We start from the raw sequence: 16,664 nt of genomic DNA, 5'->3' as shown, positions 1-16,664 counted from the left end.
CGTTCGAGGTCGGGGTCGGTGACTGGGAGCGCCAGCCCCTCGGTGGACGTCACCTGATGAATGATCCCGCATTTCCGGCCAGGTCGAGCACCGGGCCCGGGATCACGCCGAGGAACAGCGTGGCAGCGACGCATACCGCGATGGTGGCCGACGTCAGCAGCGAGGGCGTCGTGACCGCGGCGCTCTCGACGCCCGCGTCGCGATCGGGCTCGGCGAAGAACATCAGCAGGATGACGCGCACGTAGAAGAACACCGAGATCACCGACGCCGCGATCGCCGCGATGACCACCGGCCAGGCGCCCGCTGAGAGGGCCACCGCGAAGACGGCCCACTTGCCGACGAACCCGCCGGTGAGCGGGATCCCCGCCATCGAGAGCAGCAGGAACGCGAACGCGCCGGCGGCGAGCGGCGAGCGCTTGCCGAGGCCGGCCCACTTCGAGAACGCCGGCGCCTCGCCCCCCGCGTCGCGCACCAGCGTCACGATCGCGAAGGTGCCGACCGTGGCCGGGCCGTACGTCGCGAGGTAGAAGAGCACCGCCTGGAGCGAGGTGATCTCGTCCTTGCCGAGCGCCGAGGCCGCCTGCACGCCGAGCAGACCGGTCAGCAGGAAGCCGGTGTGCGCCACCGAGGAGTAGGCGAGCATCCGCTTCATGTCGGTCTGCACGACCGCGAGGACCGAGCCGACCAGCATGGTGAGGATCGCGATGATCCAGAGCATCGGCTGCCAGTCCCAGCGGTCCGCGCCGAAGGCGACGTAGAAGAGCCGCAGCAGGGCGCCGAACGCTGCGATCTTGGTGCAGGCCGCCATGAACGCCGTCACGGCGGTCGGGGCGCCCTGGTAGACGTCGGGCGTCCACGCCTGGAACGGCACCGCGCCGACCTTGAACAGCAGGCCGACGGCGAGCATGCCCATGCCGATCAGCAGCAGCGCGGAGTTGGAGGTGTCGTTGCGGACGGCCTCGTTGATGTCGGCGAACTGCATCGAGCCGGCGAAGCCGTAGATCAGCGCGACGCCGTAGAGGAAGAAGCCGGAGGAGAACGCGCCGAGGAGGAAGTACTTCAGCGCAGCCTCCTGGCTCAGCAGCCGGCGCCGCCGCGCCAGCCCGCAGAGCAGGTAGAGCGGCAGCGAGAGCACCTCGAGGGCCACGAACATCGTCAGCAGGTCGTTGGCGGTCGGGAACAGCATCATGCCGCCGACCGCGAACATCAGCAGCGGGTAGACCTCGGTGTGGTCGAGCCCGCGCGTCGACGCCTCGCGCTCGGCCTCGGTGCCGGGCAGCGCCGCGGCCTGGCCGGCGAACGCCGACACCCCGGCCTCGAGCCGGCGCTCGGCGAAGAGCAGCACGCCGCCGATCGCGAAGACCAGGACCAATGCCCAGATGAAGACCGACGGACCGTCGACCGCGAGCGTGCCCTCGGCGGCGAGCTTGCCGCGCGCGACGGCGTCGCCGGCGCCCTTGAGCTCCTTGAGGTCGGTGCCGACCCAGACCGAGCCGCCCAGGGCGACGGCGAGGCCGACGACCGCGAGCGCGGCCTGGGTGAGGTAGCGCCGCTCGCGCGGCACGAAGGCCTCGACGACGACGCCGAGGCAGGCGACGCCGAAGACGACGAGCATCGGCCACAGCTGGGCGTACTCGATGGTGGGCTTGGAGAAGTCCATCAGTGGTCCTCGCTCTGTCCGTCGTGAGCGGCCTCGGCCGGGACCCGCGGCCCGTCGTCGTGGACGCCCGTGTGCTCGAGCAGCTGCTCGGAGAACGGGTTGGCCACGTCGAGCAGCGGCGCGGGGTAGAAGCCGAACAGGACGAGCGCGAGCATCAGCGGCGCGAGCACGGCGAGCTCGCGGCGGCCGAGGTCGACCACGCCCTCGCCGCCGGCCGAGACCTCGGCGTCCAGCGCGGCGTCCTTCGGACCGGTGAACATCTTCTGGTAGGCCCACAGCGCGTAGATCGCGGCCAGCACGATGCCGGTGACTGCGATCGCGCCGACGTACCAGCGGTAGTCGAACGCCGAGATCAGCACCAGGATCTCCGAGACGAACTGGCTCAGCCCCGGCAGGCCCGCCGTGGCCAGCGCGGCCACCAGGAAGAGCCCGGCGGCCACCGGGGTCACCTTCTCGAGGCCGCCCATCCGGCTGATCAGCGTGGTGCCGCGGCGCCTGATGACGAAGCCCGCCACCAGGAACAGCGCGGCGGTCGCGACGCCGTGGTTGACCATGTAGAGGATCGAGCCGTTGGCGCCCTGGTTGGTGAAGACGAAGATGCCCAGGGTGATGAAGCCGAAGTGGCTCAGCGAGGTCAGGCCGATCAGGCGCAGGATGTCGTCCTGGCCGATGGCGACGAACGCGCCGTAGACGATCGAGACGAGCGCCAGCACCACCACCAGCGGCGTCGCCCACTCGCTGGCCTCGGGGAAGAGGCCGAGGCAGAAGCGCAGCATGCCGAAGGTGCCGATCTTGTCGAGCACGCAGACCAGCAGCACGCTGGTCGGCGGCGTCGCCTGCTCGGTGGTGTCGGCCAGCCAGGTGTGCACCGGGAACAGCGGCGCCTTGATCGCGAACGCGATGAAGAAGCCGGCGAACAGCCAGCGACCGGCACTGGTGGAGATGTCGAGCTGCTGGAGGTCGTCGAAGAGGTACGACGGGGAGCCCTCGTCGGCGGAGACGACGTAGAGGCCGATGACCGAGCCGAGCAGCACCAGCCCGCCGCCGAGCTGGAACATGAGGAACTTCAGCGCGGCCGCCGAGCGCTTCGCGCGGCCGAAGCCGCCGATGAGGAAGTACGCCGGGATCAGCGTGGCCTCGAAGACGACGTAGAAGAGGAACACGTCGGTGGCGAGGAAGACCACCAGCGAGAGCGCCTCGAGCGCGAGCGCCCAGGCGAACCACGGCTTGCACTCGTCGTCGGGGCTGTCGTTCCAGGCGGCGAGCACCACGATCGGCACCAGCGCGACGGTCAGCAGCACCAGCAGCAGCCCGAGCCCGTCGAGACCGAGGGCGTAGTGGACGCCGAAGGCCTCGATCCAGGTGTGGGTCTCCTCGAGCTGGAAGCCGGAGCCGTCGCGGTCGAACTGCACCGCGGCGGCGACGCCGATGACGAGCGTCGCGAGCGAGACGACCAGGGCCGCCTGCTTGGCGATGACTCCCCGGGGACCGAAGGCGATGCCGATCGCGCCGAGCAGCGGCACGACCCAGAGGACGGTGAGGATTGGGAAGTCGTTCATGCGAGGTTCACCGCCAGGAGCGCGAGCACGACGAGGAGCACGCCGCCGAGCAGGGAGAGGGCGTAGGAGCGGACGAAGCCATTCTGAGCGCGCCTGACGAGCGCGCCGACGCCGCCGACCGTGAGTGCGCCACCGCTGAAGAGGCCGTCGACCACGGACCGGTCGAAGACCAGCAGGCCACCGGTGAGCGCCCGGCCGGGCTTGACCACCAGCTCGTCGTTGATCGCGTCGCCGTAGACGTCGGCGCGGGCGGCCCTGGTGACGAACGAGACGTCCTGGGGCGCCTCGCGCGGCACGTCGCGCCGGCCGACCAGCATGATCGCGATCGTGACCCCGACGGCGACGATCAGCACCGCGAGCCCCGTGACCGCGAGCGCCGGGATGGGCGGGTCGTGCTCGACCTCCTCGCCTACGACCGGCGACAGGAAGTCCTGGATCCAGCCGCCCGCCAGCATCAGGCCGCCGAGCACCGACAGGGCCGCAAGCACGATGAGCGGGTAGGTCATCACCGCGGGCGACTCGTGCGGGTGCACGTCCTTCGCCCAGCGCTTCTCGCCGAAGAACGTCATCAGCATCAGGCGGGTCATGTAGAAGCCGGTGATGCCGGCGCCGAGCAGCGCACAGGCGCCGACGACCCAGTTCTCCGCCAGCGCGACCTCGATGATCTTGTCCTTCGACCAGAAGCCGGAGAAGCCCGGGAACCCGATGATCGCGAGGTAGCCCATCGCGAAGGTCAGGAACGTCACCGGCATCATCGCGCGCAGGGCGCCGTAGTGGCGCATGTTCACGTCGTCGTCCATGCCGTGCATCACCGAGCCGGCCCCGAGGAACATGTTGGCCTTGAAGAACCCGTGGGTCAGCAGGTGGAAGATCGCGAACGCGTAGCCCGCCACGCCGAGGCCGGCGCCCAGCATCATGTAGCCGATCTGGCTCATCGTCGAACCGGCCAGCGCCTTCTTGATGTCGTCCTTCGCGCAGCCGATGACCGCGCCCCACAGGAGCGTCACGGTCGCGACGATCACCACGACGGTCTGGGCGTCGGGCGCGCGCTCGAAGACGAAGTTGGAGCGGGTGATGAGGTAGACGCCCGCGGTCACCATGGTCGCGGCGTGGATGAGGGCCGAGACCGGGGTCGGGCCCTCCATCGCGTCGAGCAGCCAGGCCTGCAGCGGGACCTGCGCGGACTTGCCGCACGCGCCGAGCAGGAGGAGCAGACCGAGCGCGGTCATCGTCTTCTCGCTCGCCCCGTCGGCGTTCGCGCTGATCACCGTGAAGCTCGTCGAGCCCCAGGTCGCGAACGCCAGCATGATCGCGGCCGAGAGGCCCATGTCGCCGACGCGGTTGATGACGAAGGCCTTCTTGGCGGCGGCCGCGGCGGAGTGCTTGTGCTGCCAGAAGCCGATGAGGAGGTACGACGCGAGGCCGACGCCCTCCCAGCCGAGGAACAGCCCGAGGTAGTTCTCGGCCATGACCAGCGTGAGCATCGCGGCCACGAACAGGTTGAGGTAGCCGAAGAACCGCACCCGGCGCGGGTCGTGGGCCATGTAGCCGATCGAGTAGACGTGGATCAGCGAGCCGACGCCGGTGATCAGCAGCAGGAACAGCGCGGTGAGCGGGTCGTAGAGGAGGTCCATGCCGACGTGCAGGCCGCCGACGTCGATCCAGTCGTAGACGTGCTGGACGACCTGCCGGTCACCCTCGTCACGACCGAGCAGCGAGAGGAACATCGCCAGGCTGATCGCGAACGAGCCGATCGGCAGCAGCGTGCCGAGCACGTGCCCGAACGCCGCGAACCGCTTCGGGGCGATCGCGCCTCCGACGAGCAGGATCGCCGCGCCCGCCAGCGGCAGCGCGATGACCAGCCAGGCCAGGGAGAAGACCCCGTCCGCCGCGGTCGGGTCGACCACCGGCACGTGTCCGCCCTCGTGCAACGCAAACATGTCCTGTGTCCTGTCCGGTTCAGTACTTGAGCAGGCTGGCGTCGTCGACCGAGGCCGAGCGGCGGGTGCGGAAGATGGTCATGATGATCGCGAGGCCGACCACGACCTCGGCGGCGGCCACCACCATCACGAAGAACGCCGCGATCTGGCCGTCGAGGTTGCCGTGCTGCTTGGCGAACGCGACGAGCGCGAGGTTGCTGGCGTTGAGCATCAGCTCGACGCACATGAACACCACGATCGCGTTGCGGCGGGTGAGCACCCCGACCGCGCCGATGGTGAACAGGATCGCGGAGAGCACGATGAACGGCGTCACGGAGTCCATATGGACATGACCTCCCATTCCAGGTCGAGGCGAGCGTCGCATCCACGGGATGCTCCGCAAGGCGCCGGAGCGAAGGCAGGCTGGACGTCTTTCGAGCGACGGCAACGCGGCGGAGCGCCCGTGGGGCGGCGGTCGACCGGCCTGGAATGGGAGGTCGTGTCCATTCAGTTCCCTCCTTCGTCGCCGGGCGTCGGGCCGGCCGGGCCCGAGGTGGAGCCGGGGCCGCGCGAGGAGCTCGTCGTGCGGCCGTCGGGAGCGGTCTCGGAGTGCGGCACGCCGTCGGGTGCGAAGTCGATCGCTCGCTGCACGGCCTCGACGTCGCGCGGGGCCGGGCGCACGGTGCCGCGCGCGGTGAGCACGCGGGAGAGCGAGTCCTCAGCGACGCTGCCGTCCGGCAGCAGCGCGGGGGTGCCGACCGCGTTGTGGCGGGCGAAGACGCCCGGTGCCGGCAGCGGCCCGAGGTGCCGGCCGTCCTCGCCGTAGGAGCGCACCCGCTCGGCCGCCAGCTGCGCCTGCGACGGCTTCGGGGTGAGCCGCTCGCGGTGCGCCAGCACCATCGCGCCCATCGCAGCGGTGATCAGCAGCGCCGAGGTGACCTCGAAGGCGAAGACGTAGCGCGAGAAGAGGATGTTGGCGAGCGCCTCGATGTTGCCGCCGTCGTTGGCCTCGGAGAGGCCGACGACCGTGCCGAGCGAGATCTGGCCGACGCCGAGCACCAGGGTCACGCCGAGCACCAGCCCGCCCAGGATCGCGAACAGCCGCTGGCCGCGGATCGTCTCGACGACCGAGTCGGACGCGTCGACGCCGACCAGCATGAGCACGAAGAGGAACAGCATGAGGATCGCGCCGGTGTAGACGATGATCTGCACCGCGAAGAGGAACGGCGCCTCGAGGGCGGCGTAGAGCACCGCCAGCGAGATCATCACGACCGCGAGCAGCAGCGCGGCGTGCACGGCCTTGCGGACGAAGAGGATGCCGAGCGCGGCGAGCACCATGATCGGCGCGAGGACGTTGAACGCGATCACCGCGGTGCCTCGCTCTGCTCGTCGACCAGCTTGTCGCCCGCCGCCAGGTCGCGCAGCGCGGACTCCTCGAGGTCGAAGTCCGCGACCGGCTCGGCGACCTTGGTCTTGTAGGCGCCGCGGTAGTAGTCGCCCTCGTCGTCACCGAGCCGCATCGGGTGCGGGGGCTGCTCCATGCCCGGCAGCAGCGGGGCCAGCAGCTCGTTCTTGGTGTAGATGAGGTCGGCCCGGTTGTCGTCGGCCAGCTCGTACTCGTTGGTCATCGTGAGCGCCCGCGTCGGGCAGGCCTCGATGCACAGGCCGCACAGGATGCAGCGCAGGTAGTTGATCTGGTAGACGCGGCCGTAGCGCTCCCCCGGGCTGAACCGCTCGTCCTCGGTGTTGGACGCGCCCTCGACGTAGATCGCGTCCGCCGGGCACGCCCAGGCGCAGAGCTCGCAGCCGATGCACTTCTCGAGCCCGTCGGGCCAGCGATTGAGCTGGTGCCGGCCGTGGAAGCGGGGTGCCGTCGGGAGCTTCTCGAAGGGGTACTGCTCGGTGACGACCTTCCGGAACATCGTGCGGAAGGTGACCCCGAACCCGGCGACCGGGTCCCAGAACTGTTCCTTGAGGGTGGGCATCGTCAGTCCTCACTGCCGGCGGAGACGGTGCTGCCGCTGGTTTCGAAGGTCAGGGGCTGGGCGGCGCCGCGGACGGCGCCGCCAGCGGGCATGGGCGGGGTCGGGAAGCCGCCGGTGCCAGCCGTCGGCGCCTCGACCTCCTCGTCGCCGCCGTCCTTGCTCGGCCAGAACGAGAGGGCGATCAGCAGCACCAGCGCGACGCCGATGCCGGCCATGAGGTACTGGCGGTCGATGCTGCCGTGCAGCGACACGGCCCGGATCGTGGCCACCGCGATGATCCAGCCGAGCGAGATCGGGATGAGCCACTTCCACCCGAGCGCCATGAACTGGTCGTAGCGCAGCCGCGGCAGGGTGCCGCGGAGCCAGATGAAGAAGAAGATGAACCCGAGCACCTTGCCGAAGAACCACAGCAGCGGCCAGTAGCCCTCGTTGAAGCCGCCGTAGAGGTGGTCGATCCAGAACGGCGCGTGCCAGCCGCCGAGGAACAGCGTGGTCGCCAGCGCCGAGACCGTGGCCATGTTGATGTACTCGGCGAGGAAGAACAGCGCGAACTTCAGCGAGCTGTACTCGGTGTGGAAGCCACCGACGAGCTCGCCCTCGGCCTCGGGGAGGTCGAACGGCGCGCGGTTGGTCTCGCCGATCATCGAGATCACGTAGATCACGAACGACGGCAGCAGGATCAGGCCGTACCAGAGGTCGTCCTGTGCGGCGACGATCTCCGAGGTCGACAGCGACCCGGCGTAGAGGAACACCGCGACGAGCGCGAGGCCCATCGCGACCTCGTAGGAGATCATCTGGGCGCTCGAGCGCAGGCCGCCGAGCAGGGCGTACGTCGACCCGCTGGACCAGCCGCCGAGCACGATGCCGTAGATGCCGATCGACGCGATGGCCATCACGAACAGCACCGCGACGGGCATGTCGGTGAGCTGGAGCGGCGTCGTGTGGCCGAACCACGAGACCTCGGGCCCGAACGGGATCACCGCGAACGTCACGAACGCCGGCACCGTCGCGAGCACCGGCGCGAGGAGGAAGACCACCTTGTCGGCGGCCTTCGGGATGATGTCCTCCTTGAGCGCCAGCTTGACGCCGTCGGCGAGCGACTGGAGCAGGCCGAACGGGCCGTGCACGTTGGGGCCGATGCGGTGCTGCATCCGCGCCACGACGCGACGCTCCCACCAGATGTTGAACAGCGTGAGCAGGACCAGGATCACGAAGATCGCCACGGTCTTGATCAGGATGATCCACCACGGGTCGTGGCCGAACTGCTCCAGCGCGAGGGGCATCACGGCGGTGCTCACAGCGGTGCTCACAGCTGCGCTCCCTTCACGGTGACCCGGCTGCCCGGCGACGCCAGGTCGGCGAGCACGCCGTTGCCGGCGTTGTTGGCGGGCACCCAGACGACGCCGTCGGGCAGGTCGGCGACCTCGGCCGGCAGGGTCCACTCGCCGCGGTCGCCGGTGATCGTCACGGTCTCGCCGTGGGCCTCGAGGACGGCCCGGCTCACCCGTGCGACGGCGTGGCGGGCGGTGGCGCGCAGGTTGTCGTCGCCGTCCTGCATCGAGCCGTGGTCGAGCAGCTGCTTCCAGGTGGACAGCGCCATCGTCTCGCCGGAGGTGTCGGTGGGCGCCGTGTTGACGACGGCGTCGAAGGCGGCGCGGTCGCCGTCCCACGGGCCGAGGTCCTCCATCTGCGCGCGCACCTCGCCGACCGTCCGGAAGCCGAGCGGCCGGTCGAGCTCCTCGGCGATGCCGGCCAGCACCCGGCTGTCGGGCAGCGCCTGCGGGTTGGTGAACACCGCGTCGAACGAGCGCGGGCGACCCTCCCAGGTGACGAACATGCCGGCCTTGTCGATCACCGCGGCCACGGGGAACACGACGTCGGCCGCGCGCGTCACGTCGGTCTCGCGCAGCTCGAGCGCGACGACGAACGACGCGGCGTCGAGGGCCGCACGGAACGCCGCCGGGTCTGCGGTGTCGTCGGGGTCGACACCGCCGACGACGAGCCCGCCGAGCTCGCCGGCGTTGACCGCGGCGACGATCTGGTCGGCGTCGCGCCCGGGCGTCTCGGGCAGCGAGTCGATGCCCCACGTGGTCGCCACGTCGACCCGCGCCTGGGCGTCGGCGACGGGACGGCCGCCGGGCAGGAGGTTGGGCAGGCAGCCGGTCTCGACGGCGCCCCGGTCACCGGCGCGGCGCGGGACCCACGCGAGCCGGGCACCGGTGCGGGCCGCGAGGCCCGCGGCCGAGGAGAGCGCGCCGGGCGAGGTCGCGAGCCGCTCGCCGACCATGATCACCGACGTCGAGTCGAGCGGGTGCTCGCCGGTCATGCCGAGCTCGTCGAGCGCCGCGGCCTCGTCGCCGGGCGCGGTCCGGATGAGCGCGCCGCCCATCTTGAGCAGGCCGCGCGAGGTGTGCGGAGCGATGGAGACGACCTGCGTGCCGGAGGCGAGGTGGGCCTTGCGCAGGCGGAGGAACACCGCGCCGGCCTCGTCCTCGGGCTCGAACCCGACCAGCAGCACCCGGTTGGCACGCTCGAGGTCGGCGTAGGTCGGGGCGCCGTTGGCGGGGCCGGTGAGCACCACCTTGGCCGCGAGGAACGACGCCTCCTCGGCCGAGAGCGGACGGGCCCGGAAGTCGATGTCGTGGGTGCCGAGCGCGACGCGGGCGAACTTCGAGTAGGCGTAGGCGTCCTCGGCGGTGAGCCGGCCCCCGGGCAGCACGCCCACGCCGCCAGCCTCGCGCAGCCCGCGGGCCGCCACCGCGAACGCCTCGGTCCACGACGCCGGGCGCAGCTCGCCATCGGTGTCGCGGACCTGCGGGTAGGTGAGCCGGTCGCCGGCCGTGGCGTAGTGGAACGCGAACCGGTCCTTGTCGGTGATCCACTCCTCGTTGACCTCGGGGTCGTTGCCGGCGAGGCGGCGCATCACCTTGCCGCGCCGGTGGTCGACGCGGATCGCGGAGCCGCACGCGTCGTGCTCGGCGATCGAGGGGGTGGAGACGAGGTCGAAGGGGCGCGAGCGGAAGCGGTACTCGGCCGAGGTCAGCGCGCCCACCGGGCAGATCTGGATGGTGTTGCCGGAGAAGTAGCTGTCGTACGGCTCCTTCTCGTAGATGCCGACCTGCTGCAGGGCGCCGCGCTCGATGAGCTCGATGAACGGGTCGCCGGAGATCTGCGCGGAGAAGCGGGTGCAGCGGGCGCACAGCACGCACCGCTCGCGGTCGAGCAGCACCTGCGCCGAGATGTTGATCGGCTTGGGGAAGGTCCGCTTGAGGCCGCCGGACTCGAAGAACCGCGACTCGCCGCGGCCGTTGGACATGGCCTGGTTCTGGAGGGGGCACTCGCCGCCCTTGTCGCAGACCGGGCAGTCGAGCGGGTGGTTGATCAGCAGGAACTCCATGATCCCCTGCTGCGCCTTGTCGGCGACCTCGCTGGTGACCTGGGTGTTGACGACCATGCCCTCGGCGACGGGCAGCGTGCACGAGGCCTGCGGCTTGGGGAAGCCGCGGCCGTTGCCGGCGTCGGGGATGTCGACCAGGCACTGGCGGCACGCGCCGACCGGTGCGAGCAGCGGGTGGTCGCAGAAGCGCGGGATCTGGACGCCGACCTGCTCGGCGGCGCGGATCACGAGGGTGTTCTCGGGGACGCTGACCTGGATGCCGTCGATGGTCACCGACACCGTCTTGACGGTGTCCGGGACAGCCGCGTCGGTCTTCTCGGGAGCAGTGGTCATGTCGCTCAGGCCATCTCGAGCTCGTCGGCGAACAGGGTGGACTTCATCGGGTCGAACGGGCACCCGCCCTCGGCGAGGTGCTGGAGGTACTCGTCGCGGAAGTACTTGATGGAGCTCTGGATCGGGCTCACCGCACCGTCGGCCAGCGCGCAGAACGAGCGGCCGAAGATGTTGTCGCACTGGTCGAGCAGCAGGTCGAGGTCGCTCTCCTCTCCGACGCCCTGCTCGAGCCTGGTGAGCATCTGCACCAGCCACCACGTGCCCTCGCGGCACGGCGTGCACTTGCCGCACGACTCGTGCTTGTAGAACTCCGTCCAGCGCAGCACCGCCCGGACCACGCAGGTGGTCTCGTCGAAGAGCTGGAGCGCGCGGGTGCCGAGCATCGAGCCGGCCGCGACGACCTCCTCGAAGCCGAGCGGCACGTCGAGGTGCTCGTCGGTGAGGAGCGGCGTGCTGGAGCCGCCGGGCGTCCAGAACTTGAGCACGTGGCCCTCGCGCATCCCGCCGGCGAGGTCGATCAGCTCGCGCAGCGTGATGCCGAGCGGAGCTTCGTACTGTCCGGGGCGGGTGACGTGGCCCGAGAGGCTGAAGATGCCGTAGCCCTTGGACTTCTCGGTGCCCATCGAGGCGAACCACTCGGCCCCGTGCTCGATGATGCTCGGCACCGACGCGATCGACTCGACGTTGTTGATCACCGTGGGGCTGGCGTAGAGACCGGCGACCGCGGGGAACGGCGGCCGCAGGCGCGGCTGCCCGCGGCGGCCCTCGAGCCCCTCGAGCAGCGCCGTCTCCTCGCCGCAGATGTAGGCGCCAGCACCGGCGTGGACGACGACGTCGAGGTCGTAGCCCGAGCCGTGGATGTCCTTCCCGAGGTGGCCGGCGGCGTACGCCTCCTCGACCGCGGCCTGCACCCGGCGGATCACGTGGAGCACCTCGCCGCGGATGTAGATGAAGGCCTTGTTGGCGCGGATCGCGAACGAGCTGATGATCACGCCCTCCACGAGCACGTGGGGGTTGGCCATCATCAGCGGGATGTCCTTGCAGGTGCCCGGCTCGGACTCGTCGGCGTTGACGACGAGGTACTTCGGGTTCGGGTTGTCCTGCGGGATGAACGACCACTTCATGCCGGTCGGGAAGCCCGCGCCACCGCGGCCGCGGAGGCCGGAGTCCTTCACCGCGGTGACGATGGCGTCGGGCGCCATCCCCAACGCCTTGTCGAGCGCGGCGTAGCCGCCGCGGTCGGTGTAGGTCGACAGCTTCCAGGACTGGTCGGCGTCCCAGATGTCGGTGAGGACGGGGGTGAGGGTGCTAGTCACTCTTCTTGCCCTCTTCTTGCTCGGTCTCGGTCTCGGCGCGCGAGGTGTCGGCCTGGGCGACCGCGCCGCCCTTGGTCTCGGCGGTGCCGCTCTCGATGCTTTTGTCCTTGCGCTCGGCCCCGCCGCCGCTCGGGGCGGACCAGGAGTTCTGACGGGCGAGGTTGAGCCCCACGAGCGAGGCGGCGCCGGCCCCGGGCCCCTCGTCGACGCGGCCGTCGGGGAAGCCGGCGAGCACGCGCTCGGCCTCCTTCCACGTGCACAGCCGCGGACCGCGGGTGGAGGTGACCTCCTTGCCCTCGCGCAGGTCGTCGACGAGCCGGACGGCCGAGGTGGGGGTCATGTTGTCCATGAACTCCCAGTTGACCATCATCACCGGCGCGTAGTCGCAGGCGGCGTTGCACTCGACGTGCTCGAGGGTGATCTTGCCGTCGGCGGTCGTCTCGTCGTTGCCGACGTCGAGGTGGTCCTTGAGCCGCTCGAAGATCGCGTCGCCGCCCATCACCGCGCACAGCGTGTTGGTGCAGACGCCGACGAGGTAGTCGCCGACGGGCTTGCGCTTGTACATCGTGTAGAACGTCGCGACCCCGCTCACCTCGGCGGCGGAGATGCCGAGGATCTCGGCACAGGCCTCGATCCCCTCCGGGGTGATCCGGCCCTCGACCGACTGCACGAGGTGCAGCATCGGCAGCAGGCCGCTGCGGGGCTCGGGGTAGCGCGCGGCGATGGCCTCGAGCTCGCCGAAGGTCTCGTCGGTCAGAAGAGTCACCGGTCGACGCCTCCCATCACGGGGTCGATCGAGGCGATGGCGACGATGACGTCGGCGACCATGCCGCCCTCGCTCATCACGCTGGTGGCCTGGAGGTTGGTGAACGACGGGTCGCGGAAGTGCGCGCGGAAGGGGCGGGTGCCGCCGTCGGACACGACGTGGGCGCCGAGCTCGCCGCGCGGCGACTCGATCGGGACGTAGGCCTGGCCGGCCGGGACCCGGAAGCCCTCGGTGACCAGCTTGAAGTGGTGGATCAGGGCCTCCATCGACTCACCCATGATGTGGCGGATGTGGTCGAGGCTGTTGCCCATGCCGTCGCTGCCGATCGCGAGCTGGCTCGGCCACGCGACCTTCTTGTCGGACACCATGACCGGCGCGCCCTCGAGACCCGCGAGGCGGTTGGCGGCCTGCTCGATGATCTTGAGCGACTCCCACATCTCGTTGAGCCGGACCCGGAAGCGCCCGTAGGAGTCGCAGGTGTCCCAGGTCTGGACCTCGAAGTCGTAGTCCTCGTAGCCCGAGTAGGGCTGCGTCTTGCGGAGGTCCCACGGGTAGCCCGCGGCCCGCAGCGGCGGACCGCTGAGGCCGAGCGCCAGGCAGCCGTCGAGCTCGAGGTGGCCGACGCCCTCGAGCCGGCCCTTGAAGATCGGGTTGGCGTTGCACAGGGCGGCGTACTCGGGGAGGCGCTTCTTCATCAGCGCGATGAACGCGCGGATCTCGTCGAGGGCTCCGGGCGGGAGGTCCTGGGCGACGCCGCCGGGGCGGATGAACGCGTGGTTCATGCGCAGGCCGGTGATGAGCTCGAACAGGTCGAGCACGAGCTCGCGCTCGCGGAAGCCGATCGTCATGACCGTCAGCGCGCCGATCTCCATGCCGCCGGTCGCGATGCAGACCAGGTGGGAGGAGATGCGGTTGAGCTCCATGAGCAGGACCCGCATGACCTGGGCCTTCTCGGGGATGTCGTCCTCGATGTCGAGGAGCCGCTCGACGCCGAGGCAGTAGGTCGCCTCGTTGAAGAACGGGCTGAGGTAGTCCATGCGGGTGCAGAACGTGACGCCCTGCACCCAGGAGCGGAACTCCATGTTCTTCTCGATGCCGGTGTGCAGGTAGCCGATGCCGCAGCGGGCCTCGGTCACCGTCTCGCCGTCGAGCTCGAGGATCAGGCGGAGCACGCCGTGGGTCGAGGGGTGCTGCGGGCCCATGTTGACCACGACCCGCTCGTCGGCCTCCTCGGCCACGCCCTGGGCGATCTGGTCCCAGTCCTGGCCGGTGACGGTGAAGACGCGGCCCTCGCTGGTCTCGCTGGCGCCGGCGTAGAGGTCCTGCTGGGTGTCGGTGGTCATGTTCAGCTGTAGCTCCGTCGCTCGTCGGGCGGCGGGATGACGCCACCCTTGTACTCGACCGGGATGCCGCCCAGGGGGTAGTCCTTGCGCTGCGGGTGGCCCGGCCAGTCGTCGGGCATGAGGATCCGGGTGAGCGCGGGGTGGCCGTCGAAGACGATGCCGAACATGTCGAACGTCTCGCGCTCGTGCCAGTCGTTGGTCGGGTAGGTCGCCATGATCGAGGGGATGTGCGGGTCGCCCTCGGGGCAGGTGACCTCGACCCGGATCCTGCGGTTGAAAGTCATCGACAGCAGGTGGTAGACGGCGTGCAGCTCGCGGCCGGCGTCCTCGGGGTAGTGGACGCCCGACACCCCCGAGCAGAACTCGAACCGCAGCGCCGGGTCGTCGCGCAGCAGCCGGGCGACTGCTGCGAGGTCCTCGCGGCGTACGTGGAAGGTGATCTCGCCGCGGTGGATGACCACGCTCTCGACGGCGTGCTCGAGCCCGCCTCCGGCCAGCGCCGTGTCGAGCGCGGCCGCGACCTCCTCGTGCCAGCCGTCGAAGGGACGCTGCGACGCGACCGGGAAGACGATCGGCTGCCGCAGGCCGCCGTAGCCGCTGGTGTCACCGGAGCCGGCGACCCCGAACATGCCGCGGCGCTCGCCGACCACGCGCACCTCGGGCTCGAGGGTGGCCGGCGCGTTCTCGGCCGGCGGGTTGCCGTGCTGCTCGTCGGTCACCGCAGCAGGCCCTTCATCTCGCTCGTCGGGAGCGCCTTGAGGGCGTCGTTCTCGCGACGTTCGATCTGGGCGCTCATGTTGGCGCCGAGCGGCCGCTTCTGGACCTGGTCGTGCAGCTTGAGGATCGCGTCGATGAGCATCTCGGGACGCGGCGGACAACCGGGGAGGTACATGTCGACGGGGACGACGTGGTCGACGCCCTGGACGATCGCGTAGTTGTTGAACATGCCGCCGCTGCTCGCGCACACGCCCATCGCGAGCACCCACTTGGGGTCGGGCATCTGGTCGTAGATCTGGCGCAGGACGGGCGCCATCTTCTGGCTGACCCGGCCGGCGACGATCATCAGGTCGGCCTGGCGCGGGCTGGCGCGGAAGACCTCCATGCCGAACCGCGCGAGGTCGTACTTCGGGCCGCCGCTGGTCATCATCTCGATGGCGCAGCAGGCGAGGCCGAACGTGGCCGGCCAGAACGACGCCTTGCGCATGTAGCCCGCGACGCCCTCGACCGTCGTCAGGAGCACGCCGCTCGGCAGCTTCTCCTCGATACCCACTCTGAGTCCCTACGTCCTTGTGGTTGCTAGTCCCAGTCGAGGCCGCCGCGACGCCACACGTAGGTGTAGGCGACGAAGACCGTGACGATGAAGATGACCATCTCGGCGAGCCCGAAGAACTTCATCGCGTCGAAGTGCACGGCCCACGGGTAGAGAAAGATGATCTCGATGTCGAAGACGATGAAGAGCATCGCGGTGATGTAGTACTTCACCGGGAACCGGCCACCGCCGACCGGCTGCGGAGTCGGCTCGATGCCGCACTCGTAGCTGTCGAGCTTGGCCCGGTTGTAGCGCTTCGGGCCGACCTGGCTGCTCATCACCACCGAGCCGGCGGCGAACAGGAACGCCAGAGCCGCGAGTGCCAGGACCGGGATGTAGAGGTCCATCCGCTGTGCCTTCTCTCCGCTTGCCGCTCCGATGTGACCCAGATCGCATTCGTGAACTTGTGAACGCAATCACTAAGTGGCGCGTCGCTCATACTGCCACTCGCGATCCACGCAGAGAAGTCGGGGGGTTCCGGCCCCTGACCTGCAGAAATTGGCAACGAGAACGTGCGCTAAATGAGTGCCACCACAGCGATGGGCCACGAGTCGTTCACAGCCCGCACCGACGAGCACGTCGTACACAGGCGGCAGAACGAGAGCCGACGGAGGACGGTGGGCCCACCGAGGCTGAACGGATGCCCTACACCTACATGGTTCGTTGCAACGACGACACCTACTACGTCGGAAGCACCTGGGATCTCGACGGCCGGATCTGGCAGCACAACCACAGTCCCGACGGCGCGGTCTACACGCGCAGGCGGCGACCGGTGGAGCTCGTGTGGAACGCCGAGTTCGACTCCATCGAGCAGGCCTTCGCCTTCGAGAAGCGGATCGCCGGCTGGAGCCGGGCCAAGAAGGAAGCCCTCATCCGCGGCGACTACGACGCCCTGATCGCACTGTCGCGACGCAAGGGCGTGCAGGACCGAGAGCGCGAGAAGGCCGCGGCGGAGGACGCCGAGCCGAGACCGGCACCGACCGCCACCGACCCAGCCCGCGGCCCCACCTGACGGCGGCCGTCCGCGGCCAGCCACCGTCGGTGGCGACTCCACGGTGGCTGAGGTGCGAGGAGCCC

General features: G+C 70.0%; 15 protein-coding genes. 1 reads left to right on the top strand and 14 read right to left on the bottom strand.

Going from position 1 to position 16,664, the window contains the following annotated elements; all coding sequences use genetic code 11:
• Window positions 1-49: 49 nt before the first annotated feature.
• The 14 genes from nuoN to G514_RS0121785 form a co-directional block, all read right to left on the bottom strand.
• Window positions 50-1,660, bottom strand: coding sequence for an NADH-quinone oxidoreductase subunit NuoN (gene nuoN, locus G514_RS0121850; protein ID WP_028653486.1), 1,611 nt, complete (start codon window positions 1,658-1,660; stop codon window positions 50-52).
• The gene (locus G514_RS0121845; RefSeq protein ID WP_028653485.1) at window positions 1,660-3,219 is read right to left on the bottom strand and encodes an NADH-quinone oxidoreductase subunit M; all 1,560 of its coding nucleotides are present in this window, start codon (window positions 3,217-3,219) and stop codon (window positions 1,660-1,662) included. Before G514_RS0121845 ends, nuoN begins: the two co-directional genes overlap by 1 nt.
• Window positions 3,216-5,159, bottom strand: coding sequence for an NADH-quinone oxidoreductase subunit L (gene nuoL / locus G514_RS0121840; protein WP_051248048.1), 1,944 nt, complete (start codon window positions 5,157-5,159; stop codon window positions 3,216-3,218). Before nuoL ends, G514_RS0121845 begins: the two co-directional genes overlap by 4 nt.
• Window positions 5,160-5,178: 19 nt before the next feature.
• Window positions 5,179-5,481, bottom strand: coding sequence for an NADH-quinone oxidoreductase subunit NuoK (gene nuoK / locus G514_RS0121835; RefSeq protein WP_028653483.1), 303 nt, complete (start codon window positions 5,479-5,481; stop codon window positions 5,179-5,181).
• Between the two features lie 164 nt (window positions 5,482-5,645).
• On the bottom strand, window positions 5,646-6,506 hold the full coding sequence (locus tag G514_RS28320; RefSeq protein ID WP_084152302.1) for an NADH-quinone oxidoreductase subunit J: 861 nt from the start codon (window positions 6,504-6,506) through the stop codon (window positions 5,646-5,648).
• A complete protein-coding gene (gene nuoI / locus G514_RS28315) occupies window positions 6,503-7,123 on the bottom strand; it encodes an NADH-quinone oxidoreductase subunit NuoI (RefSeq protein ID WP_084152301.1) in 621 nt (206 codons plus the stop codon). The genes G514_RS28320 and nuoI overlap by 4 nt, the downstream gene beginning before the upstream one ends.
• Window positions 7,124-7,125: 2 nt before the next feature.
• Window positions 7,126-8,406 (bottom strand): NADH-quinone oxidoreductase subunit NuoH, encoded by a 1,281-nt coding sequence (gene nuoH / locus G514_RS0121820; protein ID WP_036566041.1) that lies wholly within the window; start codon window positions 8,404-8,406, stop codon window positions 7,126-7,128.
• A gap of 23 nt (window positions 8,407-8,429) precedes the next feature.
• Entirely contained in the window at window positions 8,430-10,853 is a 2,424-nt protein-coding gene (locus G514_RS0121815; protein WP_028653481.1) for an NADH-quinone oxidoreductase subunit G, read from the bottom strand.
• A 5-nt stretch (window positions 10,854-10,858) separates the two neighbouring features.
• Window positions 10,859-12,169, bottom strand: coding sequence for an NADH-quinone oxidoreductase subunit NuoF (gene nuoF / locus G514_RS0121810; protein ID WP_028653480.1), 1,311 nt, complete (start codon window positions 12,167-12,169; stop codon window positions 10,859-10,861).
• Window positions 12,162-12,935 carry an NADH-quinone oxidoreductase subunit NuoE gene (nuoE, locus tag G514_RS0121805; protein WP_028653479.1) on the bottom strand — a complete coding sequence of 258 codons (774 nt, stop codon included), beginning with the start codon at window positions 12,933-12,935 and terminating at the stop codon, window positions 12,162-12,164. The genes nuoF and nuoE overlap by 8 nt, the downstream gene beginning before the upstream one ends.
• The gene (locus tag G514_RS0121800; protein ID WP_028653478.1) at window positions 12,932-14,278 is read right to left on the bottom strand and encodes an NADH-quinone oxidoreductase subunit D; all 1,347 of its coding nucleotides are present in this window, start codon (window positions 14,276-14,278) and stop codon (window positions 12,932-12,934) included. The genes nuoE and G514_RS0121800 overlap by 4 nt, the downstream gene beginning before the upstream one ends.
• A gap of 2 nt (window positions 14,279-14,280) precedes the next feature.
• Window positions 14,281-14,997, bottom strand: coding sequence for an NADH-quinone oxidoreductase subunit C (locus G514_RS0121795; protein WP_028653477.1), 717 nt, complete (start codon window positions 14,995-14,997; stop codon window positions 14,281-14,283).
• Window positions 14,994-15,548: a NuoB/complex I 20 kDa subunit family protein gene (locus G514_RS0121790; protein WP_028653476.1), complete on the bottom strand. Its 555-nt coding sequence runs from the start codon at window positions 15,546-15,548 to the stop codon at window positions 14,994-14,996. Before G514_RS0121790 ends, G514_RS0121795 begins: the two co-directional genes overlap by 4 nt.
• Before the next feature lie 26 nt (window positions 15,549-15,574).
• Window positions 15,575-15,934 carry an NADH-quinone oxidoreductase subunit A gene (locus G514_RS0121785; protein ID WP_028653475.1) on the bottom strand — a complete coding sequence of 120 codons (360 nt, stop codon included), beginning with the start codon at window positions 15,932-15,934 and terminating at the stop codon, window positions 15,575-15,577.
• A gap of 293 nt (window positions 15,935-16,227) precedes the next feature.
• On the opposite strand from G514_RS0121785, the gene G514_RS28310 reads away from it, so the two are divergent.
• Window positions 16,228-16,599 (top strand): GIY-YIG nuclease family protein, encoded by a 372-nt coding sequence (locus G514_RS28310; RefSeq protein WP_084152300.1) that lies wholly within the window; start codon window positions 16,228-16,230, stop codon window positions 16,597-16,599.
• The last annotated feature ends 65 nt before the right edge of the window (window positions 16,600-16,664 follow it).

Source organism: Nocardioides halotolerans DSM 19273, assembly GCF_000422805.1.
Lineage (GTDB): Bacteria > Actinomycetota > Actinomycetes > Propionibacteriales > Nocardioidaceae > Nocardioides > Nocardioides halotolerans.
Note: the sequence above shows the minus strand (reverse complement) of the source record. Positions and strands in the feature narration are given on the sequence as shown.